20 protein-coding genes and 1 tRNA gene are annotated in these 26624 nt (G+C 75.0%); 8 read left to right on the top strand and 13 right to left on the bottom strand.

Translation table 11 applies throughout. The features are described from left to right. Nucleotides 1–46: 46 nt before the first annotated feature. Nucleotides 47–913 (bottom strand): DUF3662 and FHA domain-containing protein, encoded by an 867-nt coding sequence (locus ABZ497_RS17000; RefSeq protein WP_329488822.1) that lies wholly within the window; start codon nucleotides 911–913, stop codon nucleotides 47–49. Nucleotides 914–1330: 417 nt separating this feature from the next. Between ABZ497_RS17000 and ABZ497_RS16995 the strand changes: the two genes are divergently transcribed. Next, nucleotides 1331–1414 (top strand) — tRNA-Leu (locus ABZ497_RS16995). 85 nt (nucleotides 1415–1499) lie between these two features. Here the strand turns inward: ABZ497_RS16995 and ABZ497_RS16990 are convergent. Further along, complete coding sequence (locus ABZ497_RS16990) at nucleotides 1500–2645, bottom strand: histidine kinase (RefSeq protein WP_352288610.1); 1146 nt, start codon at nucleotides 2643–2645, stop codon at nucleotides 1500–1502. Continuing rightward, nucleotides 2642–3313, bottom strand: coding sequence for a response regulator transcription factor (locus ABZ497_RS16985; protein ID WP_329492180.1), 672 nt, complete (start codon nucleotides 3311–3313; stop codon nucleotides 2642–2644). The genes ABZ497_RS16990 and ABZ497_RS16985 overlap by 4 nt, the downstream gene beginning before the upstream one ends. A gap of 376 nt (nucleotides 3314–3689) precedes the next feature. On the opposite strand from ABZ497_RS16985, the gene ABZ497_RS16980 reads away from it, so the two are divergent. Together ABZ497_RS16980 and ABZ497_RS16975 are read left to right on the top strand one after the other, a co-directional pair. Beyond that, entirely contained in the window at nucleotides 3690–5459 is a 1770-nt protein-coding gene (locus ABZ497_RS16980; protein WP_359805970.1) for a phosphatidylglycerol lysyltransferase domain-containing protein, read from the top strand. A 205-nt stretch (nucleotides 5460–5664) separates the two neighbouring features. Then, complete coding sequence (locus ABZ497_RS16975; RefSeq protein ID WP_359805885.1) at nucleotides 5665–6441, top strand: hypothetical protein; 777 nt, start codon at nucleotides 5665–5667, stop codon at nucleotides 6439–6441. A gap of 86 nt (nucleotides 6442–6527) precedes the next feature. Here ABZ497_RS16975 and ABZ497_RS16970 read toward each other — a convergent pair whose 3' ends face one another. After that, a complete protein-coding gene (locus ABZ497_RS16970) occupies nucleotides 6528–9311 on the bottom strand; it encodes a SpoIIE family protein phosphatase (protein WP_359805882.1) in 2784 nt (927 codons plus the stop codon). Between the two features lie 305 nt (nucleotides 9312–9616). On the opposite strand from ABZ497_RS16970, the gene ABZ497_RS16965 reads away from it, so the two are divergent. The 5 genes from ABZ497_RS16965 (at nucleotide 9617) to ABZ497_RS16945 (ending at nucleotide 15981) form a co-directional block, all read left to right on the top strand. Further along, nucleotides 9617–10780: a rhodanese-like domain-containing protein gene (locus ABZ497_RS16965; RefSeq protein WP_329488827.1), complete on the top strand. Its 1164-nt coding sequence runs from the start codon at nucleotides 9617–9619 to the stop codon at nucleotides 10778–10780. A gap of 162 nt (nucleotides 10781–10942) precedes the next feature. Beyond that, entirely contained in the window at nucleotides 10943–11608 is a 666-nt protein-coding gene (locus ABZ497_RS16960) for a DUF5819 family protein (RefSeq protein WP_329488828.1), read from the top strand. Beyond that, nucleotides 11605–12882, top strand: a complete 1278-nt coding sequence (locus tag ABZ497_RS16955) for an HTTM domain-containing protein (protein WP_359805879.1) — start codon at nucleotides 11605–11607, stop codon at nucleotides 12880–12882. Before ABZ497_RS16960 ends, ABZ497_RS16955 begins: the two co-directional genes overlap by 4 nt. Before the next feature lie 10 nt (nucleotides 12883–12892). Beyond that, complete coding sequence (locus tag ABZ497_RS16950) at nucleotides 12893–15037, top strand: FUSC family protein (protein ID WP_359805876.1); 2145 nt, start codon at nucleotides 12893–12895, stop codon at nucleotides 15035–15037. A gap of 179 nt (nucleotides 15038–15216) precedes the next feature. Then, nucleotides 15217–15981: an RNA methyltransferase gene (locus ABZ497_RS16945; protein WP_359805873.1), complete on the top strand. Its 765-nt coding sequence runs from the start codon at nucleotides 15217–15219 to the stop codon at nucleotides 15979–15981. Between the two features lie 17 nt (nucleotides 15982–15998). On the opposite strand, the gene ABZ497_RS16940 is transcribed toward ABZ497_RS16945, so the two are convergent. The 9 genes from ABZ497_RS16940 to ABZ497_RS16900 all read right to left on the bottom strand — a co-directional run bounded on the left by ABZ497_RS16940 (nucleotide 15999) and on the right by ABZ497_RS16900 (nucleotide 26256). After that, nucleotides 15999–17348 (bottom strand): peptidoglycan-binding protein, encoded by a 1350-nt coding sequence (locus tag ABZ497_RS16940; RefSeq protein ID WP_359805871.1) that lies wholly within the window; start codon nucleotides 17346–17348, stop codon nucleotides 15999–16001. A gap of 252 nt (nucleotides 17349–17600) precedes the next feature. Beyond that, entirely contained in the window at nucleotides 17601–18524 is a 924-nt protein-coding gene (locus ABZ497_RS16935; protein WP_359805868.1) for a pyridoxamine 5'-phosphate oxidase family protein, read from the bottom strand. 31 nt (nucleotides 18525–18555) lie between these two features. Continuing rightward, nucleotides 18556–19023, bottom strand: a complete 468-nt coding sequence (locus ABZ497_RS16930) for a VOC family protein (protein WP_359805866.1) — start codon at nucleotides 19021–19023, stop codon at nucleotides 18556–18558. An 86-nt stretch (nucleotides 19024–19109) separates the two neighbouring features. Next, a complete protein-coding gene (locus ABZ497_RS16925) occupies nucleotides 19110–20063 on the bottom strand; it encodes a PfkB family carbohydrate kinase (RefSeq protein ID WP_359805864.1) in 954 nt (317 codons plus the stop codon). Nucleotides 20064–20182: 119 nt separating this feature from the next. After that, entirely contained in the window at nucleotides 20183–20932 is a 750-nt protein-coding gene (locus ABZ497_RS16920) for a CPBP family intramembrane glutamic endopeptidase (protein WP_329488836.1), read from the bottom strand. Next, on the bottom strand, nucleotides 20929–23478 hold the full coding sequence (locus ABZ497_RS16915) for an MMPL family transporter (RefSeq protein WP_359805861.1): 2550 nt from the start codon (nucleotides 23476–23478) through the stop codon (nucleotides 20929–20931). Before ABZ497_RS16915 ends, ABZ497_RS16920 begins: the two co-directional genes overlap by 4 nt. Continuing rightward, on the bottom strand, nucleotides 23475–24413 hold the full coding sequence (locus tag ABZ497_RS16910; protein ID WP_359805858.1) for a class I SAM-dependent methyltransferase: 939 nt from the start codon (nucleotides 24411–24413) through the stop codon (nucleotides 23475–23477). Before ABZ497_RS16910 ends, ABZ497_RS16915 begins: the two co-directional genes overlap by 4 nt. Next, a complete protein-coding gene (locus ABZ497_RS16905) occupies nucleotides 24410–25021 on the bottom strand; it encodes a hypothetical protein (protein ID WP_359805855.1) in 612 nt (203 codons plus the stop codon). Before ABZ497_RS16905 ends, ABZ497_RS16910 begins: the two co-directional genes overlap by 4 nt. Then, nucleotides 25018–26256 carry an aminotransferase class I/II-fold pyridoxal phosphate-dependent enzyme gene (locus tag ABZ497_RS16900; RefSeq protein WP_352294988.1) on the bottom strand — a complete coding sequence of 413 codons (1239 nt, stop codon included), beginning with the start codon at nucleotides 26254–26256 and terminating at the stop codon, nucleotides 25018–25020. The genes ABZ497_RS16905 and ABZ497_RS16900 overlap by 4 nt, the downstream gene beginning before the upstream one ends. Between the last annotated feature and the right edge of the window lie 368 nt (nucleotides 26257–26624).

Raw genomic sequence — 26624 nt, 5'->3', positions numbered from 1 at the left:
GGCCGGCCCGCCCGTGAGTGAGCGAAGCGAGCGAACAAATCGGACACTACCCTTCGACCTGTCGGTAGACGATGGTGGTGGAACCCACGACGATTCGCGAGCCGTCGCGGAGCGTAGCGCGCTGGGTGTGCTGTCCGTCCACCACGATGCCGTTGGTGGACCCGAGGTCGAGCACCATCGAGGGCGTGCCGGGCCGGATCTCGGCGTGCTTGCGGGAGACCCCGGGGTCGTCGATCCGCACGTCGGCCTCGGTGGAGCGGCCGAGCACGCAGGCGTTCCCGGTGATCTGGTGGCGGGAGCCGTTGACCTCGATCCAGCGCCGGACGGCGGTGCCGTGGCCGGCACCGGGGAACGGGCGGACGTTCCCGCCCGCGGGCGGGCCGGCGGGCATGGCGGGGGGTGCGGCCGGCGGCGGGGGCGCGCTGTAGGGAGCGGCGCCCTGCTGCTGCCACGGTGCGCCGGGGGCCGGGGCGGCCGGCGGCCGGCCGTAGCCGCCCCCCTGGGTGGGGTGCGCCGGGGCCTGCTGCTGCGGCTGCTCCTCGGCGGCCAGCGTGCGGCTGCGCACCCGGTAGAGCCCGGTGTCCAGGTCGTCGGCCTTCTCCAGGTTCACCTGGAGCGGGCCCATGAAGGAGTACCGCTGGGCCTCGGCGTACTCGCGGACCATCCCGGCCAGCTCGGTGCCCAGCTGACCGGAGTAGGGGCTGAGCCGCTCGAAGTCGTGCGGGCTGAGCTCGACGATGAAGTCGTTGGGCACGACGGTCCGGTCGCGGTTCCAGATGCTCGCGTTGTTGTCGCACTCGCGCTGCAGCGCACCGGCGATCTCGACGGGCTGGACCTCGGATTTGAACACCTTGGCGAAGGTGCCGTTGACGAGACCCTCAAGTCGCTGCTCGAACTTCTTCAGCACTCCCATTGGGGCACCCCCTTCCAGGGTTCGTTCGCCTGCCCGCGACCGGATCCCGGGGAGCCGGTCGCGCCTACTTGCGGTACTTCCGTACTGATCGTATCCACGCCGGGGCCATCCATACGGTTCCCGGACCGCGTGGTGACCGGGGGTGGGCTCGGACACACAGGGTGACGCATGGCGGCGGCAGCATGCCAGGGCTACCCGTCGAAACGTGCCCTCATCCCTCGCTCGGCTGTTCGTCCGGGCATCCGTTCGGATGCGCTCGGCCGTCCCGGGAAACGGATTCGGAGGCGGCCCGCAGGTCGTGCTACTGTTTTCCACGTCGGAAGGGGCGCCCGCAAGGGAGCCGGACCGAAGAGCCGCGAAGACCACATGGTACCGAGCGGATCGGCTGGTCGGCTGGCAACCACGACAAACACCCATGCGCGGGTGGCGGAATAGGCAGACGCGCTGGATTCAGGTTCCAGTGCCCGAAAGGGCGTGGGGGTTCAACTCCCCCCTCGCGCACAGCGAAGCCCCGCAGATCTTCGGATCTGCGGGGCTTTCTCGTGTTCGGGGCGTGCCCGGGGCCGCGGAGCCGGCGCGGGCGGGTTCACTCCCGGCCGGCGGGCAGGTCGGCCCGTACCGCGAAGCCGCCGTCGGGGGTGGTGCCGGCGGTGAGCGTGCCGCCGAGCAGCTGGGCCCGCTCCCGCAGCCCGACCAGGCCGTGGCCGCCGCCCGGCAGGGTCTCGGCCGGGCGGACCGGCGGGGCGTCGTTGCGGACCTCGACCCGGAGCCGGCGGCCCGCCGCCCGCACGTAGACGTGGACGGTGGCCTGCGGGGCGTACTTGGTGATGTTGGTGAGCGCCTCCTGGACCGTCCGGTAGGCGGCCCGCTCCACCGCCTCCGGCCAGGGGTGGTCCCCCGGGGACAGCTCGGCCACGGCCGCCAGGCCGCTCTCCTCGATCAGCCGGGGGAGGTCGGCCAGCCGCGGCTGCGGGGCGAGCGGGGTGTCCGGGCGGGAGCCGGCCGCCCGCAGCACGCCGACCATCTGCCGCAGCTCCTCCAGGGTGCGCACGGAGAGTTCGCGGATCGTCCGGGCGGTGGCCGCGGCGGCCGGGTCCGCGGTGCTGACCTGCAGCGCGCCGGCCTGGATGCTGATCAGGCTGACCTGGTGCGAGACCACGTCGTGCATCTCCCGGGCGAGCCGGGCCCGCTCGCTGACCAGGACCCGCTCGGCGAGCAGCCGGTTCTCCCGGGCCCGGCCCCGGGTCAGTTCGTCCAGCCGGGCCGCCAGCTCCCGGCGGGTGCGCGAGAGCAGACCGGTGGCGGCCGGGCCGGCGGCCAGCATCACCGACTGGATGGCGTAGAGCGCGGTCTCCCGGCTCGGTTCGAGGGACTGCTCGGAGAGCGGCCAGTGGAAGAACTCCACCAGGGCGAAGAGGGTCGCGCAGGGGACCACCACCCGGGGCACCGGCCGCTCGGCGGCCACCGTGTACACGGCGGTGATCGGGGCGAGCCAGATGTCGGCGAGGTAGCTGCCCGGCATGGTGAGCAGCAGCACGGTGACCGGGAATCGCCGGCGCCAGGGCAGCACCGCGGCGGCGAGCAGCGAGAGCAGCACCTGCCACCAGGCCGAGCCGCGGGCCACCAGGGCGGCGTCCATCAGCGAGTAGAGGGCCGGCAGCAGCAGCATCAACCAGGGCGCGGTCAGCCAGGCCGGCAGGCGTCTGGCGGGGGGCAGCTCGCTCGTGGTCATGCCCCGTCGCCGGGTTTCGGCCGGACCAGGCCGGCCCGGTGGGCGACGACCGCCGCCTGCACCCGGTTGGCGGCGCCGAGCTTGCCGAGGATCGCGCTGATGTGGTCCTTCACCGTGCCGGTGCCCAGGAAGAGCCGGTCGGCGATCTCGGCGTTGGACAGCCCCTCGCCGAGCAGCGCCAGGACGTCGAGCTCGCGGCTGGTGAGGGTGCGGGCCAGCGAGGTGGCCTCGGCGTCCGGGCCGCCGCCGTCCACGTAGCCGCCGATCACGGTGCGGGTGACGGTCGGGGAGAGGATGCTGCCGCCGGCCGCGATCACCCGGACGGCGTGGACCAGCTGGTCCGGGGCGGTGTCCTTGAGCAGGAAGCCGGCCGCGCCGGCGCGCAGCGCGGTGCCGATGTACTCGTCGGTGTCGAAGGTGGTGAGCATCGCCACCGCCGGCGGGTCGGGCAGGGCGCGCAGCCGGCGCAGCACCGAGATGCCGTCGAGGTCGGGCATCCGGATGTCGAGCAGCACCACGTGCGGGCGCAGGCGCTGGACGAAGTCCTCGGCCCGGCCGCCGGAGCAGTCGCCGACCACCTCCAGGTCGGGGGCGGAGCCGACGATGAGGCCGAGGCCGGAGCGGACCAGGATCTCGTCGTCCACGATCAGCACGCGGGTGGTGGTGATGGTCCCTCCTCGGTTCGGGCGGCCGGGACCGGCCGGTCCGCTCGCTGCGGTGTGCTTGAGCATTTCGAGACTAGGGCCAGCGGGGGCGGGGTGCCGAACGCCGCCGCTGGGTGGACACCCCCGCCGTTCGGCGGGGGGCGGAATCGGCTACCGGGTTCACGTCATCCTCACCCGGGGTGCGGAACGATGGAGTCGGCTGCCCCTCACCGGTTTCCGGTCATGGCCAGGGTCGCCGGTCAGTCCGTCGGGCGCACGGATGCCCGGCGCCGGCCTGTGTGCGGATGCGCCCCACCATCTGATCGTTTGGAATTGAGCTGTGTCGTCCACTGTGAAGCCGGAGCCGTCCGCCGCGTCCACCGGGCCCCGGCCCGCCGGCCTGCTGGAGCGCTGGCGCCCGAGGGCCGCCGCGGCCACCGTCTGGTACCTGCGGCTGATCGCCCTGCTGAACCTCGTGACGGTGCTGCTGGTGCCGTTCCGGGACCAGGTCGAGACGCACAACGAGGGCGAGTACTTCACCCCCTACCTGATGACGGCCGGGCTGAGCACCGCGGTGCTGTCGGTCTTCCTGGCGATCGCGATGCGTCGGCGCAAGCGGGCCGCGTGGATCTTCAACATCGCGCTGGCGGGGCTGTTCGCGTTCCTCTACCTGGCCGCCATGGCGCTGCCCGACGAGCGCTTCAACCGGCACCCGCTCAACTACATCTCCACCGTGCTGACCTGTGCGTTCGTGCTGGCGCTGCTGGTCGGGCGGAAGGAGTTCACCTCCAAGGGCGACAGCTCCAACCCGAAGACCGCGGCGGCCACCTTCGTCGGCGGCCTGGCCTTCGGCGGGGTGGTCGGCGCGCTGCTGGTCTGGGCGAACAACGGCGCCCAGGGCGCCGGATTCTGGGACCTCTTCCGCTACTCGGTCGGCCGGATGATCACCATCACGCCCTCCGAGCACCTGCGCTCCGTGATCTCCGCGCCCACCTGGGTCAACGCCGTCATCAACGCGATGGGCGGGGTGCTCTTCCTGCTGGTGCTCTACGTGGCGTTCCGCAGCCCCAAGGACAAGGAGCTGCTGACCCCGGAGGACGAGGAGCGGCTGCGCGGCCTGCTGGAGAAGCAGGGCGACCGGGACTCGCTGGGCTACTTCGCGCTGCGCCGGGACAAGGCGGTGGTCTTCTCCCCCAGCGGCAAGGCGGCGGTGACCTACCGGGTGGTCGGCGGGGTCTCGCTGGCCTCGGGCGACCCGATCGGGGACCCGGAGGCCTGGCCCGGCGCGATCGACGCCTGGCTGGCCGAGGCCCGCGAGCACGCCTGGGCGCCGGCCGTGATGGGCGCCTCCGAGGAGGCCGGGGTGATCTACGCCCGGCACGGGCTGGACGCGCTGGAGCTCGGTGACGAGGCGATCGTCGAGCTGGACGAGTTCTCGCTGGACGGCCGGGCGATGCGGGTGGTCCGCCAGGCCTACAACCGGGTCAAGCGGGCCGGGTACACCGTGCGGATCCGCCGCCACGAGTCCATCCCCGAGTGCGAGATGGCCCAGCTGGTGGCCAAGGCCGACCAGTGGCGCGACGGCGCGACCGAGCGCGGCTTCTCGATGGCCCTCGGCCGCCTCGGCGACCCGGGCGACGGGCGCTGCGTGATGCTGGAGTGCCACGACGGGGACGGCGAGCTGAAGGCGCTGCTGAGCTTCGTGCCGTGGGGCGCGGACGGGCTCTCGCTGGACCTGATGCGCCGGGCCCGGGACACCGAGAACGGCCTGATGGAGTTCATGGTGATCGAACTCCTGCAGCGCGCCGAGGAGGTCCAGCTGGCCCGGGTGTCGTTGAACTTCGCAATGTTCCGTTCCGTTTTCGAGCGGGGATCGCGCCTCGGCGCGGGGCCGGTGCTCCGGCTCTGGCGCTCGGTGCTGGGCTTCTTCTCGCGCTGGTGGCAGATCGAATCGCTGTACCGGGCCAACGCCAAGTACCGGCCGATCTGGGAACCGCGCTATCTGCTGTTCGAGAAGAGCAGCGAGATTCCGCGCATCGGCATCGCCAGCGCGCGCGCCGAGGGCTTCATCACCGCGCCGAGCCTGCCCGCCCTGTTCCGTCGCCGGCACGCGGGGAGCGCCGGCACGGCGCCCCGCCCGCCGGCGGCCGCGCGGGACGGGAAGGGGTAACCCCTCCGCCGGGGGGCGGAGGGGGCCGGTCGTCCGGATGGGGGGAGCCATCGGGGTTTCTCTCCCCCCAGAGGATGAGGCCGCTCCACTTTTATGCCGATGTGGATTGATTAACCGGCTTCTAATGTTGGAGTGGTCGAGAAGGCGTTCGCGGCTTCGGGGATTTGGAGAGACGGTTGTGATTTACAGGACCCACGCGGGGGGCGTGCGAAAGGGGCCGCTGGCTATTGCCGGTGCGGCCGCTGTCGCCGAGTGGGGGACGTTGTTCGGGACGGTCCGGGACCGGCTGGTGGCGAAGAAGTTCGCCGCCGTTCCGCTGTCGACGGCGGCGACCGCGCTGATCCTGCTGTTCAGCATCGTGCAGCACCTGCCGGGCGGCGAGCGGTTCGTCACCCGGATCGGGGTGGTGAAGGCGGCGCTGCCGCTGGACGTCTCGCTGCTGCGCACACCGCTCTCGCTGTACGTGCCGGCGCTGGACCTGCCGGTCTGGGGGGCGCTGGCCCAGGTGTTCGTGGTCTTCGGGATCGCCGAGATCGTGCTCGGGCGGCGGCTCACCCTGGTGGTGGCCTACGCCTGCACGCTGGCCGGGACGCTGTTCGCCCGGGTCGGTGTGGCGATCGGTCCGGACCACATGTTCGGCTTCCCGAAGTGGGTGGCGTACGTCCGGGACACCGGTCCCTCGGCGGCGGTGGTGGCGCTGGCGATCTGCATCGCGTTCCGCTGCCGGGCCTGGTTCACGGCCGGTGTGGTGGTCGCGCTGATGGTCGGTGAGGCGGTCGTGCTGCCGAACCTGGCGGGCCTGGAGCACGTCGTCGCGGTGATCACCGCGCTGCTGATCGCCGTCTCGGTGGAGGTGTTCGGGGACTTCTGGCCGCGGGTGCTGGCCGGGGTCGGCGCGGCGGCCTCGGTGGCCGCGGCCGCCTCGATCGAGGTGGCCACGGAGGCCCGGCGCCGGCGGTCGGCGGGCGCGGCGATCCCCTAGGGGACGCCGGGGGCCGGTGCGGGGCGTGAGGGAGCTGTCCGGCGGGGCCGGTCGGCCGGGCGCGGGCGGGGGCCCGCCCCCGGCGCTCAGCCGGTGGGCGGTAGCGGCAGTTCGAACCAGACCACCTTGCCGACCGCCTTGCGGGCGGTGCCCCAGCGCTCGGCGAGCTTGGTGACCAGCGTCAGGCCGCGGCCGGTCTCGCCGAGCTGTTCGGCGGGCTCCAGCGACGGCAGGTTGTGGTTGTCGTCGCTGACCTCGACCAGCAGCTTGTCCACCCGGATCAGCTGGAGCTGGACGCGGTCCCGGGCGACCCGGACGGCGTTCGTCACCAGTTCGCTGACCAGCAGCTCGGTGGTGTCGCGGAGCCCCTCCAGGTGCCAGCCGGTCAGCTGCTCGCGCACCAGCGCGCGGGCCCGGCTGACCTCGCGGTGGTCCACGGTGAGGTCCCAGGTGGCCACCTCGGTCGGCGCGACGCCGTCGAAGCGGGCCACCAGCAGGGCGACGTCGTCCTTGCGGTCGTCCGAGTGCAGCCGGTCCAGGACGACGTCGCAGGCCTCCTCGGGGCTGCGCTGCGGGTCGATCAGATTGCCGCAGAGCGCGGCCAGCCCGGTACCTATGTCGCCGCCCCTGACCTCGACCAGGCCGTCGGTGCAGAGCACCAGCATCGAGCCGTCCGAGACGTCGATGGTCTTGGCGACGAACGGGACCCCGCCGACGCCGATCGGCGCGCCGGCCGGGATCTCCAGCAGCTCGCCGGTGCCGTCCGGGTGCACCAGCACCGGCGGGACGTGGCCGGCGCTGGCCAGCTCGCAGGTCCGGTTGATCGGGTCGTAGACCGCGTACAGGCAGGTGGCCAGATGGTCGTCGCCGAGCTTCTGGGCCAGGTTGTCCAGGTGGCGCAGCAGCTGGCCGGGCGGCAGGTCCAGGGCGGCGAGGGTCTGCATCGCGGTGCGGAAGCGGCCCATCGCGGCGGCCGAGTGCAGGCCGTGGCCCATCACGTCGCCGACCACCAGGGCGACCCGGCTGCCGGGCAGCTGGATCGCGTCGAACCAGTCCCCGCCGACCTCGGCCTTGGAGTCGCCCGGCAGGTAGCGGTGGGCGATCTGCACGCCGGGGATCTGCGGCGGGCGGGTCGGGATCATCGAGCGCTGCAGGACGGTGGCGACCTTGGACTCGGCGCGGTGCAGGCGGGCGTTGTCCAGCGAGAGCGCGGCGCGGGCGGCCAGCTCCTTGAGGGTGGCGGCGTCGCCCTCGTCGAAGGGGGCACGGTCGGGCAGCCGGAGCAGCTTGAGGATGCCGAGCACGGTGCCCCGGGCGGAGAGCGGCACGACCAGCATCGAGCGGCCGGAGACCACCGGGGCGAGCCGGACACCGCCCAGCGCGGCGGCGTAGTCGACCGCGACGTCCTCGCTGATTACCGGGACCAGGACCGGCTGGTTCAGCTGGAGGGCCATCCCGGGCGGGGTGTGCCGGGGCATCGCGACCAGCGAACCCTCGGCGAGGACGTGGTCCCACTGGCCGGTCGAGTCGTTGTTGGCCAGGGCGACCCGGCGCAGCATGGTGTCGTCGTCCGGCCGGGCCTCGGGCAGCTCGGAGTCGGAGATCAGGCCGTCCACCAGGTCGACGCAGGCGAAGTCGGCGACCCGGGGGACGAGCACCTGGCAGAGCTCGCGCGCGGTGAAGCCGAGGTCCAGGGTGGTGCCGACCTTGCCACCGACCTCGCCCAGCAGGGCCAGTTGCTCCCCGGCCTGGCCGTTGGTCAGGAACGGGGAGAGCCGGCCGCCCGACGCGGTGGCGCCCGACGCGGCGCCCGTGCCGCACGGTGCCTCGGCGAGGGAGGGGACGGCGCCGGGCGGGGCCTGGTCACCGCGGTGGACCAGATGCCCGGGGGCGGACGACTCGACGGCGGCCTGCTCGATGGTGGCGCCTCCTCGGGGCGGGGCGGGGACGGCCGGGGCGGCCGCCGAGGCCGCGCCGGCGGGCCGGGCGGCCGGGGTGGCGGGCCGGTCGGCGGCCTCGCGCTGGACGGGCAGTGGACCGGCCGGCCGCCGGCCGGGGGCGGGCTGCTCGGGCTGCTGGGGCGGGCCGAGCCGGGCGGCCCGCTGCTGGGCGGTCGGGTAGCGGCGGCCGATGCCCGCGGCCGCGTGCGCGGTGCCGGCCTGCGGATCGGCCGGCAGGACGGGGAGCACGGTGCCGGCGTCCAGCCGCAGGGCGGGCAGACCGGCCCGGGCGAGCGCGTCGAGCAGTGCGGCCGGGCGGTCGCCGGAGCCGCCCGGCAGCAGCCGGGCGAGCGGCTCGGGCACCGGGCGGCCGGGCGCGGTGAGGGCGGCGGTGAGCCGGTGGAAGCCGCCCCGGGCGGCGGGGGTGGCGGCGAACGGCAGCAGGCGCTCGCCGAGCGCGAGCCGCGGCCCGGTGGAGCGCAGCGGGCGGGCGTCGGCGGCCAGGGCCAGCAGCCCGCCGGTCCGGCCGGCCAGCGGATAGGCCCACCAGAGCACGTCGCGCAGGTGCTCCTCGCGGTCGACGACCGGCATCTGCCCGGCCCACGGACGGCCGCCGGAGGTCAGCTCGGCCAGGGTGTCCAGCGCGTCGCGTCGGTGCCGGACGGCGGGGGCGGCGGCCGGGCCGGGGACGCTGCGCGGCTCGACGGCCGGCAGCAGGCCGGAGGCGGGGCGGTCGTGGGTGACGTCGGCGCGGTGCCCGAACAACTCCTCGGCGGACCTGCTCCACTGCGCGATCCGGCCCGTCCGGTCGACCAGGACGAGGGCGAGCCGGACCAGCGCGACCACCCCTGAGGGCTGGTCGCCCGGTAAGGCCCCGGACCCGGCCGTGCCGGCCGCCGGACGCGGTGTTGAGTTGGGCTCGTCCACCATGGATTCGGTCTGCTCCCGCCTGGCCGCCACGCCTGGAGGTGGCCGTCTCTCTGGAGGAGGCACGCTGTGCGTACCAGCGAAGCACGGACCGGGCCGGGCTCGATAGCGAAACGGGGAGATTCATCAGTATCAGTTGAGCGGCACGGGGGTGCGCCGCCGGCCGCGCTCCTCGTCCACCCGGGAGGAGCAGCGCGCACGGAGGTAGGGTGGCAGGCCGGGCCGCCCCGCGGGGCGGGCGTGCCGCTCCCGGTACGGCGGAGGGCACGGCAGCAGGACGAGCCGGCAGGACGAGACAGAGGCGAGACGTGACCGCGCAGAGCCCCGCCCGTTGGACGGATCCGGAGCAGCAGGAGCTGGAGGAGCGGGTCGCCGCCGCCGAACTCGCCTGGCTGACCATGGACGTCGACACGCAGACGCTGCGGGTCGAGATCGACAACTTCGCGCTGATCCACCATCAGCTGCTCGGCCCGCTCTACGCCCGGCTGGACGAGCTGGACGCGCTGATCGCCGAGACGGTGGCCACCCGGACCGGGCACCCCGAGGACCTCCGGCGGGCCGCCGAGGCGCGCCTGCGGGTGGACGAACTCCCCGACCTGGACGCGCTGTTCGACAGCGTGCAGGAGCAGGACGCGGCCACCGCGCCGCCGGCCGCGCCGGCCCGGGTGCGGCCCGGCCGGGACGCCCAGCGGGTCTACCGCGAGCTCGTCCGTCGCGCCCACCCCGACCTGACCACCGACCCGGCCGAGCAGCTGCGCCGGGCGGCCTTCATCGCCCGGGTCAACGAGGCCTACGCGTACGGCGACACCGAGGCCCTGGAGGGCCTGGCCGCCGAGTGGTCCACCGCCCCCGAGGCGGCGCCCGCGGTGGACGCCCCGGACCGGCTCGGCTGGCTGCGCCGGCGGCTGGAGTGGCTCACCGCCAAGATCGCCGAGACCGCCACCGAGCAGGTCAGGCTGGAGAACACCGCGATGGGCCAGCTGCTCGCGCTCGCCCCGCAGGACCCGGACGGGCTGCTGGAGGAGCTCGCCGACCAGCTGCTGGCCAAGGCCGCGGCCCAGCAGGCCGAGCTGGAACGGCTGCTCGGCGGACAGCCGGTGGGAGACAATGGGGCCCACCGGACCGAGCCCCAGGAGAGTCAGACGATGTTCCCGCAGATCCCCACCGCCGAAGCCGCCGCCGTCCCCGCCGAGGCCGCCCTGCTGGACGTCCGCGAGCAGGACGAGTGGGACGCCGGCCACGTGGACGGCGCGCTGCACATCCCGATGGGCCAGGTGATCGCCCGCCTCGCCGAGCTGCCGGACGAGCGGCTCTACGTGCTCTGCCGGGTCGGCGGGCGCTCCGCGCAGGTCGTCCAGTACCTGGTGCAGAACGGCCGGGACGCGGTCAACGTGGACGGCGGGATGTACGCGTGGGAGTCGGCCGGGCGCCCGATGGTGAGCAGCGACGGCCGGGACGCCTTCGTCCTCTAGTCCGTCCTCCGGGGGCGCGGTGCGGCCGCCTCCCCCGCCGCCGCCGGGACCGCCGGCGCCCGGGTAGGGCAGGATGGGCGCTCGACCGAGCCGGGACGGGACCGGCGGCGTACGTCCGGCAGGGTGGGACCCCTCCCGGCCGGAGGCTGGGGAGACGATGCCATGGCCGGGACCGAGGACACCGGGGCGCCGCCCGCCGGGCGGCCCTGGTCGGGGCCGGCGCTGGCCGTGCTCGGGGTGGCCGGCGCGGTGCTGGTCGCGGGCACCGGGCTCTTCCTCGCCGCGGTGTTCCTGCACGTGGCCCCGGCCAACTCGGCCTCCCGGGAGTACCGGGAGCAGGTCGACGGCCTGGTCTACCCGGAGTTCGAGCAGAACTGGAAGCTGTTCGCCCCCAACCCGCTCCAGCAGAACGTCAGTCTGGACGCCCGGGTGCGCACGGTCGCGGACGGCGGTGCTACCAGGACCCACGACTGGACCGGGCTGACCGCCCGGGACGTCGCGGCGATCCGCGGCAACCCCGCGCCCAGCCACGCCGACCAGAACCTGCTCCGCCGGGCCTGGGACTTCTACGAGGGCTCGCACAGCGCGCAGGACGACTCGCTGACCAACCCGCGCGGCAAGCTGGCCGAGCAGTACCTGAAGCGGATCGCGCTGCAGCGGATCGGCCGGAGCGTCGACGGCGAGCGGATCCTGCAGATCGAGTTCCGGGTGACGGCCGCCACCGTCCCGCCGCCGGACTGGAGCGGGGAGGCCGCGCCGCCCGCGCCGAAGGTCCGCGAGCTGCCGTGGTGGCCGGTGGGCGACGAGGACTTCCGGGGGCTCGGGTGAGCGACGTGCCCCCGACGGTCGGGCCGGAGCTGCTCGACGGGATCCCCCGGCAGCCGCGGCCGGAGGCGCCGGCGCTCCCGGCCCCCGGACGGCCCGGTGCGGGCCCCCGCGCCGCCCTAGGGCGGGCCCTCGCGGCCTTCACCGGTCAGGCGCTCGGGCGCCACCAGGCGGCCGCGGTGCGGATCGGCTTCGGCCTGGTTTGGCTGGCCTTCCTGCTGCGCGAGTGGCCCCACCGGCGGGTGCTCTACGGCGACACCTCGCCGTGGTCGCTCGACCTGGCCGAGCGGCTGCTGGCGGACAACGGCGCGCTGACGGTGCTGCCGTGGTTCGGCGGGCGGCTCTGGTTCGAGCTGGTCTACCACCTGGCGGTGCTGGCCGCCCTCGCCGTCCTGCTGGGCTGGCGGACCAGGGCGAGCACCGTGCTGTTCCTGGTCACCGTGCTGTCGCTGCAGAACCGCAACGTCTTCCTCGGCGACGGCGGCGACAACGTCGTCCACCTGATGGCCGTCTACCTGGTCTTCACCCGCTGCGCGCGGGTCTGGTCGCTGGACGCCCGGCGGCCGGCCCCCGGGCGGAGCGGGGTGCTGCTCTGGGCGGTGTTGGGGGCGGTGCTGCTGGTCTGCCAGCTCGGCGACTTCTCCGGGGACAGCCTGACCTGGACGGCCGCGACCTTCCCGCACGTCGGCTGGGCGCCGGTGTTCTGGGGCCTGTGGGCGGTGGCCGGGCTCTGGTGGCTGCTCGGGCGGCTGCGGCCGGACGGCGAGCCGCGCGCGGTGCTGGACGCGCTGGCGAACATGGTGCACAACTGCGCGATGCTGGTGATCGCCGCCGAGGTGGTGCTGATCTACGCCACGGCCGGCTGGTACAAGGTGCAGGGCTCGCGCTGGCAGGACGGCACCGCGCTCTACTACCCCTTGCACCTGGACTACTTCACGCCCTGGCCGGGGCTGTCCGGGCTGGTCGGCTCGGCCCTGCTGCCGGTCTTCCTGGTCTCCTACGGGACGGTGCTGCTCCAGGTGGCGTTCCCGTTCACGCTGGTCGACCGGCGGATCAAGAACGTGCTGCTGGCGGTGATGATGGCCGAACACCTGGGGATCGCGGTGCTGCTGGGGCTGCCGGTGTTCTCGCTGGCGATGGTCGCGGCGGACGCGGTCTTCCTGCCGACCGGGGTGCTGCGCTGGGCCGCCGCGCGCGTCGGCGGCCTGGCGGTACGGTCCCGGAGCCTGGTGGCGCGTGCCGGGAGCCTCCGCTCCCGGACGGAGCCGCTCCCCTAAGCTGACCGCTATGTCCTGGTTTGCCGCACTCCGAGACACCGCGCGGACCGGACTGACCCTGGACCGGGCGCTCACCGACCCCAAACGCGCGGCCCGCGGGGCCGTCGCCGTCGCCCTGGTGCTCTTCCCGACCCTGGCCCTGGGCGGGCCCCGGCTCGCCACCTCGGCCGCGATGGGCGCGTTCATCGCGGGGACGGCCACCTTCCAGCGCAGCTTCCGCCCCCGGCCCACGCTCGCCGTCGCGGCCGGGATCGGTCTCGGCACCAGTACCTTCCTCGGGTACCTGGCGGCCGGGGTGTACGGGGCGTTCCCGGTGCTGCTCGCGGTCTGGTCCTTCGGGGCGGGCCTCGCCTGGGCGATCGGGCCGACCGCCGGGGTGGTCGCCGCCAACACCCTCTCGGTCATGCTGGTCGTGGTCCAGCTCCCGGTCAGCGTGCCCGCCGCGCTCGGCCACGGGCTGGTCTGCGCCCTCGGCGGCGTCGTCCAGGCGGCCGTCATCACGTTCTGGCCGATCGGCAGCTGGACCGCCCAGCGCGAGGCGCTCGCCGACACCTACGCCGAACTCGCCGACTACGCCCGCCGGCTGCGCCAGGACCCGACCGCGCACGTCGACCCGGCGCCGTTCATGACGGCCCGGCACGCGGCCGCGCTGACGCCCTGGCAGGACCGCCGCCGGCCGCCCGAGCTGCGCGGGCTGCGCGGCATCGCCGAGCGGGTCCGCCCGACCCTGGCCGCGATCGCCGACCCCAAGGTCGGCGCCCCCGAGGAGGGGCCCGAGCGGGACCGGGCCCGGGCCGTGCTGGCCGCCGCCGCCGAGGCGATGGACGCGCTGGCGCGGGCCGTCCGCACCGGTGATCCGCTGCAGCTGCCCCGCTCCGCACCGGCGCTCACGCTGGCCGCCCCGGCCGACGGGCCGGAGCTGCAGGGCGCCAGCCGACGGGCCGCCCGCCGGCTGGCCGGGCTGCTGCGCAAGGCCGCGGACGCCCTGGAGCGCGGCGACGAGGACACCATCAGCACGCCGGTGGTCGGCGCCGGCGGGGCGCTGCTCAAACCGCCGCTCTCCCGGATGCTGCCGGTCGCCCTGCGAGCGGTGCGGCGCCAGCTCCAGCCGCACTCGGCGGTGTTCCAGCACGCGGTCCGGATCACCGCGGTCGTGGTGCTCGCCTACCTGCTCGCCCGGCTGCTCGGCTTCGAGCACGGCTACTGGGCCCCGATGACCGCCGCCATGGTGATGCGGCCCGACTTCGCGCAGACCTACAGCCGGGGCGTGGCCCGGCTGGCCGGGACGATGGTCGGCGTCGCGGTCTCCACCCTGGTGGTGCAGCTGGCCCACCCCGGCGAGTGGGTGCTGGCCGCGCTCGCGGTGCTCTGCATCGGCGGCGCGTACCTCACACTGCGCACCGGCTACGCGCTGATGACGGTCTGCATCTCCTCGTACGTCGTCTTCCTGCTCGGCCTCCAGGAGGGGAACCCGCTGGTCACCGCCTTCGAGCGGGTCGGACTGACCTTCCTCGGCGGCTCCGTCGCGCTGCTCGCCTACGCGCTCTTCCCCACCTGGCAGACCGCCCGGCTCGGCGAGCGGCTGGCCGAGTGGCTGGCCGCCGCCGGGCGTTACGCGGCCGCGGTGCTCGCCGTCTACGAGGACCCGGGCGCCCCGCGCGGGCGGGAGGTCCGCTCGGCGCTGCTGGACTCCCGGGAGGCCCGGTCCGAGCTGCTCCAGGCGATGCAGCGGGCCGACGCCGAGCCCGGCCGGCACGCCTCCGGGCTGCCCGGGGTGAGCCGCCGCCAGCTGGACCGGGCCCGGGCGGCGGTCGGCCACCTGGGCCGGGTCGCCGTGCTGCTGGAGGCCCACCTGCCCACCGCCGACGCCGACCCGGTGCCGGGCGCCGCCGAGTTCGCCGAGGAACTGCGGCTGGCCACCGCGCTCGCGGCGGCCGCGCTGCTCACCGACCGCCCGGTGGAGTTCGACGCCGTGCGGGAGGCGCAGCGCGGGCTGGAGGACCGGCTGGCGCAGGCGCCGGCGAGCGTCCAGCGCGATGTCGTCCGGAGCAGCAGCCGGCTGCTGCTCCAGGCGCTGAAGGACCTGGAGCGCGCGCTGCGCGGGGGCGCCTCGGCCACCCCGGCGCAGCGCGCGCAGGAGTCCACGGCGCGGTAGCCGCGGGCGGTCGGGCGGTGGCCGTCCGGCGGGCCGGCGGGCACGCTGCGGGCACGTCGTGGAGCCGCCGTTCGGAGCCGCCGGTCGGAGCGGCGTGGCGGGCCGGGCACCTGCGGGCCTCGGCCGGCGGTCGGCCGCCCCGGCGGGGGCGGTGGGGCGGGGGTGGCAGAGTGGGCGTCATGGACGACGAGCGGGTGCGGGAGTGGCGGGCGGGCGCGGCGGCGCCGGACACGGTGCTGTTGGACGGGTTCCACGCGCTCAAGCACGCGCTGCGCTTCGGCGGGGCCGTCCGGCAGGTGCTGACCGCCGACCGGGCCGCGCTGCTGGCGCTCGCCGCCGAGCTGGCCGAGGACGTCGGCCCCGCGGTGGCCGCCCTGGCCGTGGAGCTGCCGGAGGCGGCGCTGCGGGCGCTGGTGCCCAGGCCGCACCCCACCGGGGTGATCGCGCTGGCCGGGCGCCCGACCAGCGCGGCCAACCTGGCGGCCCTCGGCCGGCGCCCCCGGACGGCGCCGGTCGTGCTGCTGGAGAATCCGCGCAACCTGGGCAACGTGGGCGCGGTGATCCGGCTGGCGGCCGGTTTCGGCGCCACCGGCGTGGTGACCACGGGGGACCTGGACCCCTGGCACCCGAACGTGGTGCGGGGCAGCGCCGGCCTGCACTTCGCCACCGCCGTCGAGCGGCTGGAGCTGCCCGAGCTGCCCGCCGGCCCGTTGTACGTGCTGGACCCCGAGGGCTCGGACATCCGGACGGTGGCCCTGCCGGACGACGCGCTGCTGGCCTTCGGTACCGAGCGGCACGGGGTCTCGGCGGAGCTGAAGGCGCGGGCGGACCGGCTGGTCGCGGTGCCGATGCAGCCCGGCGTCTCCAGCTTCAACCTGGCGACCAGCGTGGCGATGGGTCTCTTCCACTGGATGTCGGGCCGCCCGCCCGGCCTTGCCCGGTAGGGCGGGCACCGGGAGGGCTACGGCGCGAACAGCCGGTGCCAGGTGTCCGGCCCGGGGTAGCCGTCCGCCTCGGCGCCGCTCCACCCCTGGGCGAGCTGGAAGGCCTGGACGGCCAGCCGGTCGGCCTCGCCCCAGCGCGGGCCGGGGCCCTCGGTGTAGAACCGGCCGAAGCCCCTGCGGACCAGCTGCTCGCCGAGCCGCGTCACGGACGCGTTGTCGGCGCCCGGGGCGAACCGGTCGCCGCCCGGGAAGGCGGGCACCGCGGTGTCGCCGCCGGGGGTGACCGGGGGCGGGGGGAGCCGGGTGGCGGCGGCGGGGATGTCGCGGCCCTTGTGGGCGACCAGGTAGTTCCAGGTGTCCTTGCCGGGCAGGCCGTCGGCCTCGCTGCCGCGCCAGCCCTGGGCGAGCTGGAAGGCCTCGGTGGCCTTCCGGTCGGCCTCGCCCCAGCGCGGGCCGGGGCCCTCGGTGTAGAACCGGCCGCCACCGCGCTCGACCAGCATCCGGCCGAGCTCGGTGACGTGGGCGTTGTTCGCCCCGGGGCCGAACTTGTCGGCGCCCGGGAAGGCGGTCGACGCGGAGGCGGCGCCGTCGTTGCTGCTGCCGGTGGTGGAGAGCGCCTTGGCGCGGTACGGGAGGTACGAGGCGGAGTTGCTCCAGTAGGCGTACGGGGTGTCCCGCCGGGTGGTGCCGGGGGAGGTCTGCTCGTACGCCAGGTAGCGGGTGCGGGAGGAGTCCGTCCAGCCGCCGAAGAGGGTCACGTGCGAGCCGGCCTGGGGGTTGGCCGGGTTGTTGTAGATCAGGATGTCGCCGGGCTGGAGGTCCGCCTTGGTGATCCGGTCGGCGAAGTCGGGCAGTGTCCAGGTGGTCTGACTGCTGTCCAGGCCCCAGGCCATCGAGACGAAGCCGGAGCAGTCCTGGCGGTAGCCGTCGGACCAGAAGCGGCTCATGCTGTACGGGACCTTCTGGGCGAGCCAGCTCTGCGCCCGCTCGACGATCGCGGCCCTGGTGAGCGGCTCCGCGGTGGCCCGCGGGGCGGCGGGGGAACGGGCGCCCGGCTCCTCGCCGTAGAGGCCGCTCACCCCGCCCTGCGGGGTGGTCGGCGGCTGGGCGGCGCTGGCGCCCCCGGGGGTCGGCGCGGGGGCCGCCGCGGCCCCGGCCGCCCCGCCGCCCAGGGCGGTGCCGACCGCGGCCACCAGGACGGCGGCGCGGCGGCGGACGCTCCGGGCCGCGGCGTGCCCGCCCTCGTGCACCGGCGCGGCGTGCCGCCGGGCCCGGCTGCGGGCCCGGCAGCCGCCGCATATGCAGTCCTCGTCCGGTTCGACCTCGTCGAATTCCAGCAACGGGGCCGATTGCTCGGTGGGGGTCATTCTCCGCCTCTTTCCCGGTCAGTCCTGATGGCACGACAGGAGGGACGTGCCCAGGCCGGTATCGCGTGCTGTCCGACCAAACTCCCAAACCGGACGGGTGCTCGGCGCGGCGGGGTGCGCCGCCCGGGTGACGGAGGGTCGGCGGTCCGGGCGTGGCGCGGGGGAACGGCTGGCGGTGGCACGGCGGCCGCTCCGACGGGCGGTCAGCTCCCGGCGGTGGTGGCCGGACGGGTGCGGGCCGCCCGGCGGCGGTCAGGCGGCGGCGGGCGGGTTGGCCGGGGAGTACTCGGGGCCGGTCCAGGTCAGCGGGGTGGCGTCGGCCAGTTCGACGACGCCGGTGACGGTGAGGTCGACCACCCGCTCGGCCCCCGGCAGACCGGCCGCCGCCGCGTCGGACCAGTCGGTCCGGGCCTCACCGGTGATCAGCAGCGCCCCGCCGGTCTCGAAGTCGGGCAGCAGCAGTCCGGCGCGCGGGTCGAGTTCCAGGTTGCCCAGCGTCATGAACATGCTGTTGCCGGCGTACTCGGGCCAGCGCAGCCGGTCCGGGCCGACGGCGCGCAGGAAGCCGGGGTTGCCGCCCCGGTGCGAGGCGTCCACCCGGCCGTCCGGACCGGCGGTGGCGATGAAGAAGGTGTCGGCGGTGGCCGCGGCCAGCCGCTGGGCGGTGGAGAGCACCGCGCCGGCGGCCACCACGTGCGGGACGCCGGCCGACGGCTGCTCCAGCGGGCTGCGGCGCTGGATGTACTTGGGGCAGTTGGCGTAGACCTGGTCGGCGGTGATCACCAGGCCGCCGCGGCCGTCCGGCGCGGAGCGGCCGTTGAGCCGCATCCGCCGCCGGCCGGCCGGGTCCAGGGCGATGGTGCCGACCTCGGCGGGCCCGGCGAGGACGGCGGCCAGCGGGTCCTCGGCGGCGGGCCGGGCCGCCACCGCGAGGGTCCGCTCGTCGGGTGCGCGCAGGAAGCCGGGGCCGCCGGTGAGCTGGGTCGCCCATAGCCGGCCGGCGGCGTCGGCGGCGCCGACCACCAGCACCCGCCGCTCCGCCAGGAAGCGGGCGGCCACGGCCGGGATGGTGCGGCCGATCGCGCGGCCCGAGTGGTCGGCCCGCTCGGTGCGGCCGGCCCGGGCCTGCACCGCGCGCTCGCCCGGGTGGTACGGCGTGCTGCTGCTGTCCGTCATGGCGGCTGCCTCCCGATCCGGTCGGGCGGGCCTAGAAGAACCCGCAGGTGGGGGCCGTGCCGGTGGGGGCGGTGGCGCCGGTCGCGTCCACGCCCTGCGGGGTGAAGATCTCCAGCCGGATGCCGTCCGGGTCGGTGAAGAAGATCCCGCCGGAGGCCGCGCCCTCGCTGTGCGGGACGACGCCGTCGTGGGCGAACCCGGCGCCCAGCTCGCGCAGCAGCCGCTCGGCCGCGCGGACCTCGTCCAGGCTGTCGACCTGGAAGGAGAGGTGGTGCAGGCCGGGCGCCGCGGTGGCGAAGGCGCCCGCGCTCTGCTGCCAGAGGGTGACCACCAGCCGGCCGTCGCGGCCGAGGAAGGCGAAGCGGCGCTCGGGGTCGGTGCCCTCCTTCACCAGCTCCAGGCCGAGGACGCTGCGGTAGAACGCCGTCGAGCGGTCGAGGTCGGTGACGTTCAGGCCGATGTGGCCGGTCTGCAGGGTGCTGGTGGCGGTGCTGGACATGGCTGATCACTCCCGTGGCCGGGGCGCCCGGAGGCGCCCGCTCCCTAACCTTTACAAGAGACGGTAGTGGTTAGCCTGATGTCCCGTCAACCAGTACTGGCATCGGTAGTGGTTAGGTAGGTCTCGGCGAGCCGGTCCTGGAAGGCCTCGGCGGTGAACAGGTAGTCCTGGCTGCCGGCCGACTCCAGCGCGTACGCCGCCAGCACGCAGCCGATCCGGGCCGAGGCGTCGTCCGGCAGGCCGTCGGCCCGGCCCGCCAGGAAGCCCGCCCGGAACGCGCCGCCCGCGCCGGCGCCGTCCGGCAGCCGGGAGATCGGGGCGGCCGGGACGGCCAGCGAGGGCTCGTCCGGGTAGTCGATCCAGACGCCCTCCGGGCCGAGGGTGGTGACCCAGCTGCCGACCCGCCGCAGCACCTCCTCGGCGGTCCACCCGGTGTGCTCCAGCAGCAGGCCGCGCTCGCGCCGGTTGGTCACCAGGCAGTCGGCGCCGGCCAGCACGGCCTCGGCGCCGGCCGTGCCCAGTTCCTCCGTCCGGCCGGCCACGTCCACCAGGTACGGCAGGCCGAGGCGCCGGCACTCGGCGGCGCGGGCGGCCATCACCTCCGCCGCGGCGGGGCCGAGGAAGACCAGCCCGACGCCCTCCGTCCAGCCCGGCGGGCCCGGGCTGACGTCCTCGGCCAGCGCCCCGGGGTGGAAGGAGGTGATCCGGTTGCGGTCGGCGTCGGTGGTGCTGGTGTAGCGGGCGGTGGCCAGCTCGGTCGAGACCCGGACCAGGGAGGTGTCCACCCCGGCCTCGGTCAGCCGGTCCCGGTAGTCGCCGAAGTCCCGGCCGGCCGCGCCCAGCAGCAGCGGCCGGCGGCCGAGGCGGCCGAGCCCGTAGGCGACGTTGGCGGCCACGCCGCCGTAGCGCACCTCCAGGTCGTCGACCAGGAAGGAGAGCGACAGGTGCTTGAGCTGGGCGGGCAGCAACTGGTGGGTGAAACGGCCGGGGAAGGTCATCAGGTTGTCGATGACGATCGGGCCGGTGACCGCGATTCTCATGGGGGTACCTGCCTCACCGTGGAGGGTCCGGAGTGACGTGGCCGGAGCGGCCGGAGCGGAGCGGAGGGGGGTGGGCGACGGCGGCGGGACGGGCCGGTCCGGCGCTCGTCGGCCAAGCCCTAGAGGGCCCAGAGGACCCAGCCGAGGAGCAGCAGGTTGGCGGTGCCCTGGGCGACGGCGCTGGCCAGCGCCGAGCCCGTCCAGGCGCGGCAGACGCCGAGTGCGAGGCCCATGGTGAAGACGGACGGCAGGACCCCGGTGATCACCCGGGTGTCGAACGGGTTGAGGCCGTAGTCGCCGAGGTGGACCAGCGCCCAGGCGGCCGAGGTGGCGGCGATCGCCACCACCGGGCCCCGGCCGCGCTCCACCGCGTGGTACAGCACGCCCCGGTAGCAGACCTCCTCGACCAGCGGCACCAGGACGCCCATGCAGACCACCATGGCCAGGCCCGCGACCACCGGGGCGCCCGGTGCCAGCTGCCGGAACAGCTCCGGGATCAGCGACGTCCAGTTGCCCCCGCCCCGCCCGAAGGCGGCGCGGGTGGCGAAGACGGTGTCGGCGTAGGCGAGCACCACCAGGGCGGTGCCGGCCGCCGCGGGCCCGAACCGGAAGCGGCGCAGCCCGGCGGCGGCGCGGTCCGGCCGGTCCAGCACGGTCAGGACCAGCGCGCTCAGGCCCACCGACAGGACCATCAGCGGGATCGCGAACGCGCCGGCGATCCGGACCGAGGCCAGCACCGCGAACAGCAGCGCGGCCGAAGCGACGGGCGTGGCGCGGTGGCGGTCGCGCAGGCGGTGCAGGGTGCGAGCCCGTCCGGTGGCGGCGGGCTCGGGGGGCGCGGGCGCCGCCACCGGACGGTTCGCGGTCATCGCGGGCCCACCTCCGCCACCGCGGGGGCGCGGCGCAGCGAGGGGAGCCACCAGTTGTAGCGGCGGAACAGCAGCAGCGTGGCCGGGACGAAGAGCATCCGGATCAGGGTGGCGTCCAGCAGGACGGCCAGGCCGAGGCCGGCACCGTACTCCTGGAGCATCACCGTGGAGGAGAGCACCATCGTGCCGAGGCTGCCGGCCATCACCAGGCCCGCCGCGTTGATCACCCGGCCGGTGTCGACCACCGCGCCGATGGTGGCGCTCTCCTGGTCGGCCCCGCCGCGCACCAGGTCGCGGACCCGGGTGACCAGGAAGATCTCGTAGTCCATGCCGAGCCCCATCATCAGGACGGTGAGGAAGATCGGCAGGTCGTCGATGATCGCCCGGTCGAGCCAGAAGTGGAAGATCAGCACGGTGATGCCGATCGCCCAGACGTTGCTCATCATGATCGTGAGGATCAGCCGGACCGGGATCAGCAGCGAGCGCAGGGCCACCACCAGCATCACGAACACGCCGACCGAGACCAGCCCGATCATCTGCCAGAAGCTGGAGTTGAGCGCGTTGCCGTACTGGCGGTCGACCTGGGTGGCGCCGCCGACCTGGAGCGCCCCGACGTCCTTCGCGCCCTCGGTGACGTCCTGGATCCGGTCCACGGTGGCGACCGCGGCCTCGGAGTAGGGCGGGTCGGCGAGTTCGACCACGATCCGCAGCGCGCCGTCGTCGGCCAGGTAGTCCCGCCGTACGTCCGCGGTCAGCGCGTCGACCTGGGCGGCCGGCAGCGGGCTGCCGAACGGCCTGGTCACCGCGGAGACCCGGGCGACGCCGGGGACGGCGGCCAGTCGGTCGGTGAGCGCCGTCACCGAGCCGAGGCCGCTCGCGGTGAGCCGGTGGGTGGCCGGGTCGACCACGCCGGCGGCCGGCCGGGTGACCACCAGGGTGGGCAGCACGGCCGCGTCGCCCCACTTCTCGGCGACCAGCTCGAAGCCGGCCTTGGAGTCGGTGGCCGGGCTGAGCGCCACCGGGTCGGCGGTCGAGCGGTGCTGGGCGGTGATCACCGCGAACGGCACCGTGATCACGGCGAACACCAGCACGATCGCCACCTTGCGGCGACGCGCCAGGTCGGCGGCCCTGGCCAGGTGCCGGCCCAGGGCGCTCTCGTGCTCCAGATCGCTCAGCGGGCGCCAGCCGAGCGCGAAGAACCGGTCGCCGAGCAGCACCAGCAGGGCCGGCGTCAGGGTGAGCGCGGCGAGCAGGACGATCGGGATGCCGATCAGCCCGCCGTAGCCGAGCGGCGGGATCCAGTCCACCGGGGAGAGCAGGGTGGCCCCGAAGGCGAGGACCACGGCCACCGCCGCGAGCAGCATGGACTCGCCCGCGTGCGCGGTGGCGTGCACCGCCGCCTCCTTCGGCGGGCGGCCGGCCAGCCGTTCCTGCCGGTAGCGCGAGGAGAGCAGCATGCTGTAGTCGACGCCCGCGCCCAGCATCACGAAGTTCATGATCGTGATGGTGAACTGGGTGAGCGTCACGCCGTGGCCGAGCGCGAACAGCGCCGCCTGGCTGACCGTCATGGCCAGCCCGATCGCGGCCACGGTCAGCACGGCGGGCACCACGGCGCGGAAGAACAGCAGCAGCACCACGAAGATGATCGCGTAGGCGACCGTCTCCATCAGGGCGTTGTCGTCCTCGGCCTTCTTGTAGGTGTCCTTGATCAGGGCGAGCTCGCCGGTCACGTGGGCGTCGACGTCCGGGCCGGCGCCGACGGCGCGCAGCGAGCCGTCGATGGCCGAGCGCAGCCAGTCCACGTCCGGATCGTGCCCGGCCTGTTTGGCGAAGCTGACCGTCACCAGGGCCGCCCGGCCGTCCTCGGCGAGCAGGCGGTTCACGGCGTCGGCGGGCACCGGCACCGGGAAGGAGCGCCAGTCGGTGGCGGCCGCGAAGCCCGCGGCGAGACCGGGCAGCGCCGCGTCGTCGGCGGCCACCCCCCGCTGCGCCAGGTCGGCGAGCCCGGCCGGGACCTGGCCGGCCGCCACCGCCGCGTCCACCGCCTGCCGGCGGGCCTCCGGGGAGGTGCCGGCCCCCGCGGCGGTGAGGTCGCGGTCCACCTGGGTGCGCAGTTGGCGCAGGTACTCGGTGGTGGAGTCCCGGTAGAGGGTGTACGCCGAGACGGACTGCCGGACCTCGCCGGTGCGCTCCTTCCCGGCGATCCGGCCGTCCAGCTCGGCCAGCAGCTTGCGCAGTTGCTCGCCCCGGACGTCCGGGGCGCCGATCGCGACGATCGACTCGCGCTGCGAGCGGTCGGGGAAGGACTGCTCGACGAGCTGGACGGCCCGGGCACTGCTGGTGCCCGGGACGACCTTGGAGGCGCCCTGTCTGGTCAGGACGTCGTTCAGCTGCGAGGCGAACGGGAAGCAGACCGCGATGACCACGGCCCAGACGGCGAGCACGGTCTTCGGGCGGGCGGTGAGCACCCCGGCGAGGCGCAGCAGGCGGCGTTGCACCGCGCCGTGGGTGGTCTCCGGTGGTGCGGGGGTGACGGTCGTGGTCATGCGGTGCCGACTCCCTCGCGGTGGCGCCCGCCCGGGCCGGTGCCGGCCGAGGGGGTGCTGGGGCTGGTGCCGGTGACCACCGCGAAGGTGTGCCGCAGCTCCAGCGTGCCGTTCCTGGCCACGTGTTCGGCCAGGCCGGCGCGGATCAGCTCCAGCGCGTGGTCCTCGCGGCGGTGGTCGACCGCGTCCTTGAAGCCGGCCGCCGCGCCGGAGCGCTGGACCCACTCCAGGGCCGCCTCCGGGGTGTCGGCGGGCAGTACCTGGTGGCCGTCGCGCTGGACGTCGACGGTCAGGCCGGCCTTGGTGAACCAGCGGGCCACCGTGGCGGCGTCCTTCGGCAGGTTCACCCGGACCAGACCGGTGAGCAGCGACGGGTCCGCGGCGAAGACCTTCTCCAGCTGGGTGATCAGGGTCTTGAGCGCGTCGCCGCGGGTCTCGATCACCACCACCCGGCCGCCGGGCCGCAGGACTCTCCTGATCTGCTCCAGCAGCTTGACCGGCTTGCTGTAGCAGATCGCCCAGCCGACCACCACGAGGTCCGCCGAGGCGGTCGGGCGGGGGCGCAGGAACTCCTCCATGTCGCCCTCCTGGAGGGAGACGTCGAGCTCCGGCGCGCGCAGGGTGTCGGGGAGGATCTTGGCCTGCGCCACGGCCAGCATGCCGGGGGACTTGTCCACCGCGTGCACCGAGCCGCGGCCCTCCAGCCGGCGGACGATCTCGTGGGTCAGGTGTCCGGTGCCACAGGCGAGTTCGATGACGTCATCGCCCGGGCGGATCTCCACCTCGTTCAGCGCGGCGACCGAGTGCACCCCCATCACCGGGCTGAAGTAGCTGTCGTAGCTGGAACTCGCGGCGTCGTAGTCGGGCGTGGTGTCGGCGTGGGTGCGGCTCAGGGTGAGGCGCAGGGCACGCGCGGCGAGTCCGAGGCGACTCATGGCTGGCTCCTTCTGATGTGGTCGGATTCCGAGGGCTGCGAGGCCGGTGCCGCGCAGGCGAGGAGCAGGAGGCCGGCCAGGCCGGCCAGGGTGCCGAGGACGCCGGCGGACACCGAGGGGGCGGTGGCCCCGGCGGCGACGCCCGCGACCAGGGCGAACACCGCGGGGGCCACCACGGGCGCCCGGGCGGCGGGGCGGTCCGGGCCGAGCGCCACCGCGACGGTCAGTGCGGCGACGGCGGTGACCACGGCCGCGAGGACGGGGCTCGCGGTGGTGGCCGAGGCGGGCAGGGCGGCGCCGAGCAGCAGCAGCCCGGCCGCCGGGGCCCGGTGGGGCGGGCCCGGCAGCAGGGCGGCCGCGGTCCGGCGCCGCGGCAGGGCGGCCGTCAGGGTGAGCGCGGCGCCGATCGCGGCGGCGGCGCACCAGGGCCAGTCGGGCGCGCCGCCGCCGGCCGGGGGCAGGCCGGCGCCGAGGACGGCACCGGCCGCGCCGCCGGCCAGCGCGGCGATCGTCGGGGGGCCGGGCGCCAGGGGCGCCCCGGGGCCGGCCGGCGGGCCGCCCGGTGCGCCCGCCCGGCTGCCCCGTGCGGGGTCCGGCGTCCGGTTCACGGCCGGGCGGCGGACGAGTCGGCGAGCTCCGCGAGCTCGGCCAGCTCGTCGGTGGCGTCCGGCTCGCCGTCGCGCAGGAACATGGCCGTCTCGTCGCTGAGCGCGTCCAGCACCCGGTTCAGGTGCTCGGTGGTGTGGGTGGCCATCAGGCTGAGCCGCAGTCGGGGCGAGGCGGCCGGCGGCACCACCGGGTTGGTGTAGACGCCCTTGTCGATGAGCCGGCGCCAGAGCAGCAGGGTGTCGACGACCCCGCGGGTGCGCAGCGGGATCACCGGGGTGCTGCTCTCACCCGGGCTGATGCCGAGGGAGAGCAGGCCGGCCCGCAGGTGGTCGGCGTTCTGCTGGGCCCGCTCGGGGCGCCAGGGCTCCTCGCGCAGGATCCGCAGCGCGGTCAGCGCGGCGGCCATGCTGGCCGGGGTCGCGGAGGCGCTGAAGATCAGGCTGCGGGCGTGGTGCTTGATGTAGTGGATGACGTCGTCGTCGCCGACGACGGCTCCGCCGAGCGAGGCCAGGGACTTGCTGAAGGTGACCGTGATGAGGTCGACCCGGTCGGTGAGGCCGAAGTGGGAGCAGGTGCCCCGGCCCTGGTCGAGGACGCCGAGGCCGTGCGCGTCGTCGACGATCAGCCGGGCCCCGTGGCGCTCGCAGACCTCGACGATCTCCGGCAGGGCGCAGAGGTCGCCCTCCATCGAGTAGACGCCGTCGACCACGACCAGCTTGCCGGCCTGGGCCGGGACGGCGGCCAGGCCGCGGTCCAGCGCGCGGGCGTCGTTGTGCCGGAAGCGCCGGTGCTTGGCGCCGCTGAGCAGGCAGCCGTCGACGATGGAGGCGTGCGCGTCGCGGTCGGCGAAGACGACGTCGCCGCGGCCGGCCAGGGCGCTGATCGTGCCGAGGTTGGCCTGGTAGCCCGTGGAGAGCACGGCCGCCGCGGGCTTGCCGTAGAAGTCGGCGAGTTCGCTCTCCAACTGGTCGTGCAGGTCGAGGTTCCCGTTGAGGAAGCGGGATCCGGTGCAGGACGGGCCGTACCGGTCGAGCGCGTCGGCGGCCGCCTTTCTGACCCGGGGATCGGAGGTCAGACCCAGATAGTTGTTGGAGCCGCACATCACCAGCTCACGGTCACCCAGGGTGACCGTGGTGCCTTCGTGGCCGGTGAGCGGGAGGAAGTAGGGATAGATCCCCGCCGCCATGGCATCCCGGGCAGCACGGTAGTCGGATACCTTGGAGAAAATGTCCACCAGATTCCCTCGAATTCGATGATCGGCGTATTCGACGCATCGGTTCACGCGAATTTTGACCCTGGTTTGAACGGAATACCCGCCGCTTGGGCATGGCCGGGCCGGCCGCATCGGACGGGGCCGTGCGGAAGCCTGCCCCGGGGCGGTGCGCGTCGTTGCGCAGCGGCCCCGGGCGTGGTCGTCGAAGCACGACCGGGCATGGCGGATGAGCCGACGGTGTGTTGACGCGGCGCGAACAGCCCACGCCTCAGCTTTGTTGACGTGTTGTCAGCTAGTGCTCGTGGGCTGCCGGCCTGCGCGGACATCGTCGAATCCGTATGTCTCGCATGATCCCCCGTGGATGTCGAACAGCGTTCCCCCTGGCGCGG

Origin of the sequence: Kitasatospora sp. NPDC005751 (assembly GCF_040630835.1) — a bacterium.
In the GTDB taxonomy this organism is placed as follows: Bacteria; Actinomycetota; Actinomycetes; order Streptomycetales; family Streptomycetaceae; genus Kitasatospora.
This window is presented reverse-complemented; position numbering and strand designations above follow the sequence as displayed.

What these genes read in the sequence shown, in the direction of transcription:
- ABZ497_RS16910 (WP_359805858.1), bottom strand. Translation starts at nt 24,413, where the DNA reads ATGAGTCGCCTCGGACTCGCCGCGCGTGCCCTGCGCCTCACCCTGAGC.
- ABZ497_RS16990 (WP_352288610.1), bottom strand. Translation starts at nt 2,645, where the DNA reads ATGACCACGAGCGAGCTGCCCCCCGCCAGACGCCTGCCGGCCTGGCTG.
- ABZ497_RS16920 (WP_329488836.1), bottom strand. Translation starts at nt 20,932, where the DNA reads ATGACCGCGAACCGTCCGGTGGCGGCGCCCGCGCCCCCCGAGCCCGCC.
- ABZ497_RS16935 (WP_359805868.1), bottom strand. Translation starts at nt 18,524, where the DNA reads ATGACGGACAGCAGCAGCACGCCGTACCACCCGGGCGAGCGCGCGGTG.
- ABZ497_RS16960 (WP_329488828.1), top strand. Translation starts at nt 10,943, where the DNA reads ATGGCCGGGACCGAGGACACCGGGGCGCCGCCCGCCGGGCGGCCCTGG.
- ABZ497_RS16945 (WP_359805873.1), top strand. Translation starts at nt 15,217, where the DNA reads ATGGACGACGAGCGGGTGCGGGAGTGGCGGGCGGGCGCGGCGGCGCCG.
- ABZ497_RS16940 (WP_359805871.1), bottom strand. Translation starts at nt 17,348, where the DNA reads ATGACCCCCACCGAGCAATCGGCCCCGTTGCTGGAATTCGACGAGGTC.
- ABZ497_RS16915 (WP_359805861.1), bottom strand. Translation starts at nt 23,478, where the DNA reads ATGACCACGACCGTCACCCCCGCACCACCGGAGACCACCCACGGCGCG.
- ABZ497_RS16970 (WP_359805882.1), bottom strand. Translation starts at nt 9,311, where the DNA reads ATGGTGGACGAGCCCAACTCAACACCGCGTCCGGCGGCCGGCACGGCC.
- ABZ497_RS17000 (WP_329488822.1), bottom strand. Translation starts at nt 913, where the DNA reads ATGGGAGTGCTGAAGAAGTTCGAGCAGCGACTTGAGGGTCTCGTCAAC.
- ABZ497_RS16950 (WP_359805876.1), top strand. Translation starts at nt 12,893, where the DNA reads ATGTCCTGGTTTGCCGCACTCCGAGACACCGCGCGGACCGGACTGACC.
- ABZ497_RS16930 (WP_359805866.1), bottom strand. Translation starts at nt 19,023, where the DNA reads ATGTCCAGCACCGCCACCAGCACCCTGCAGACCGGCCACATCGGCCTG.
- ABZ497_RS16925 (WP_359805864.1), bottom strand. Translation starts at nt 20,063, where the DNA reads ATGAGAATCGCGGTCACCGGCCCGATCGTCATCGACAACCTGATGACC.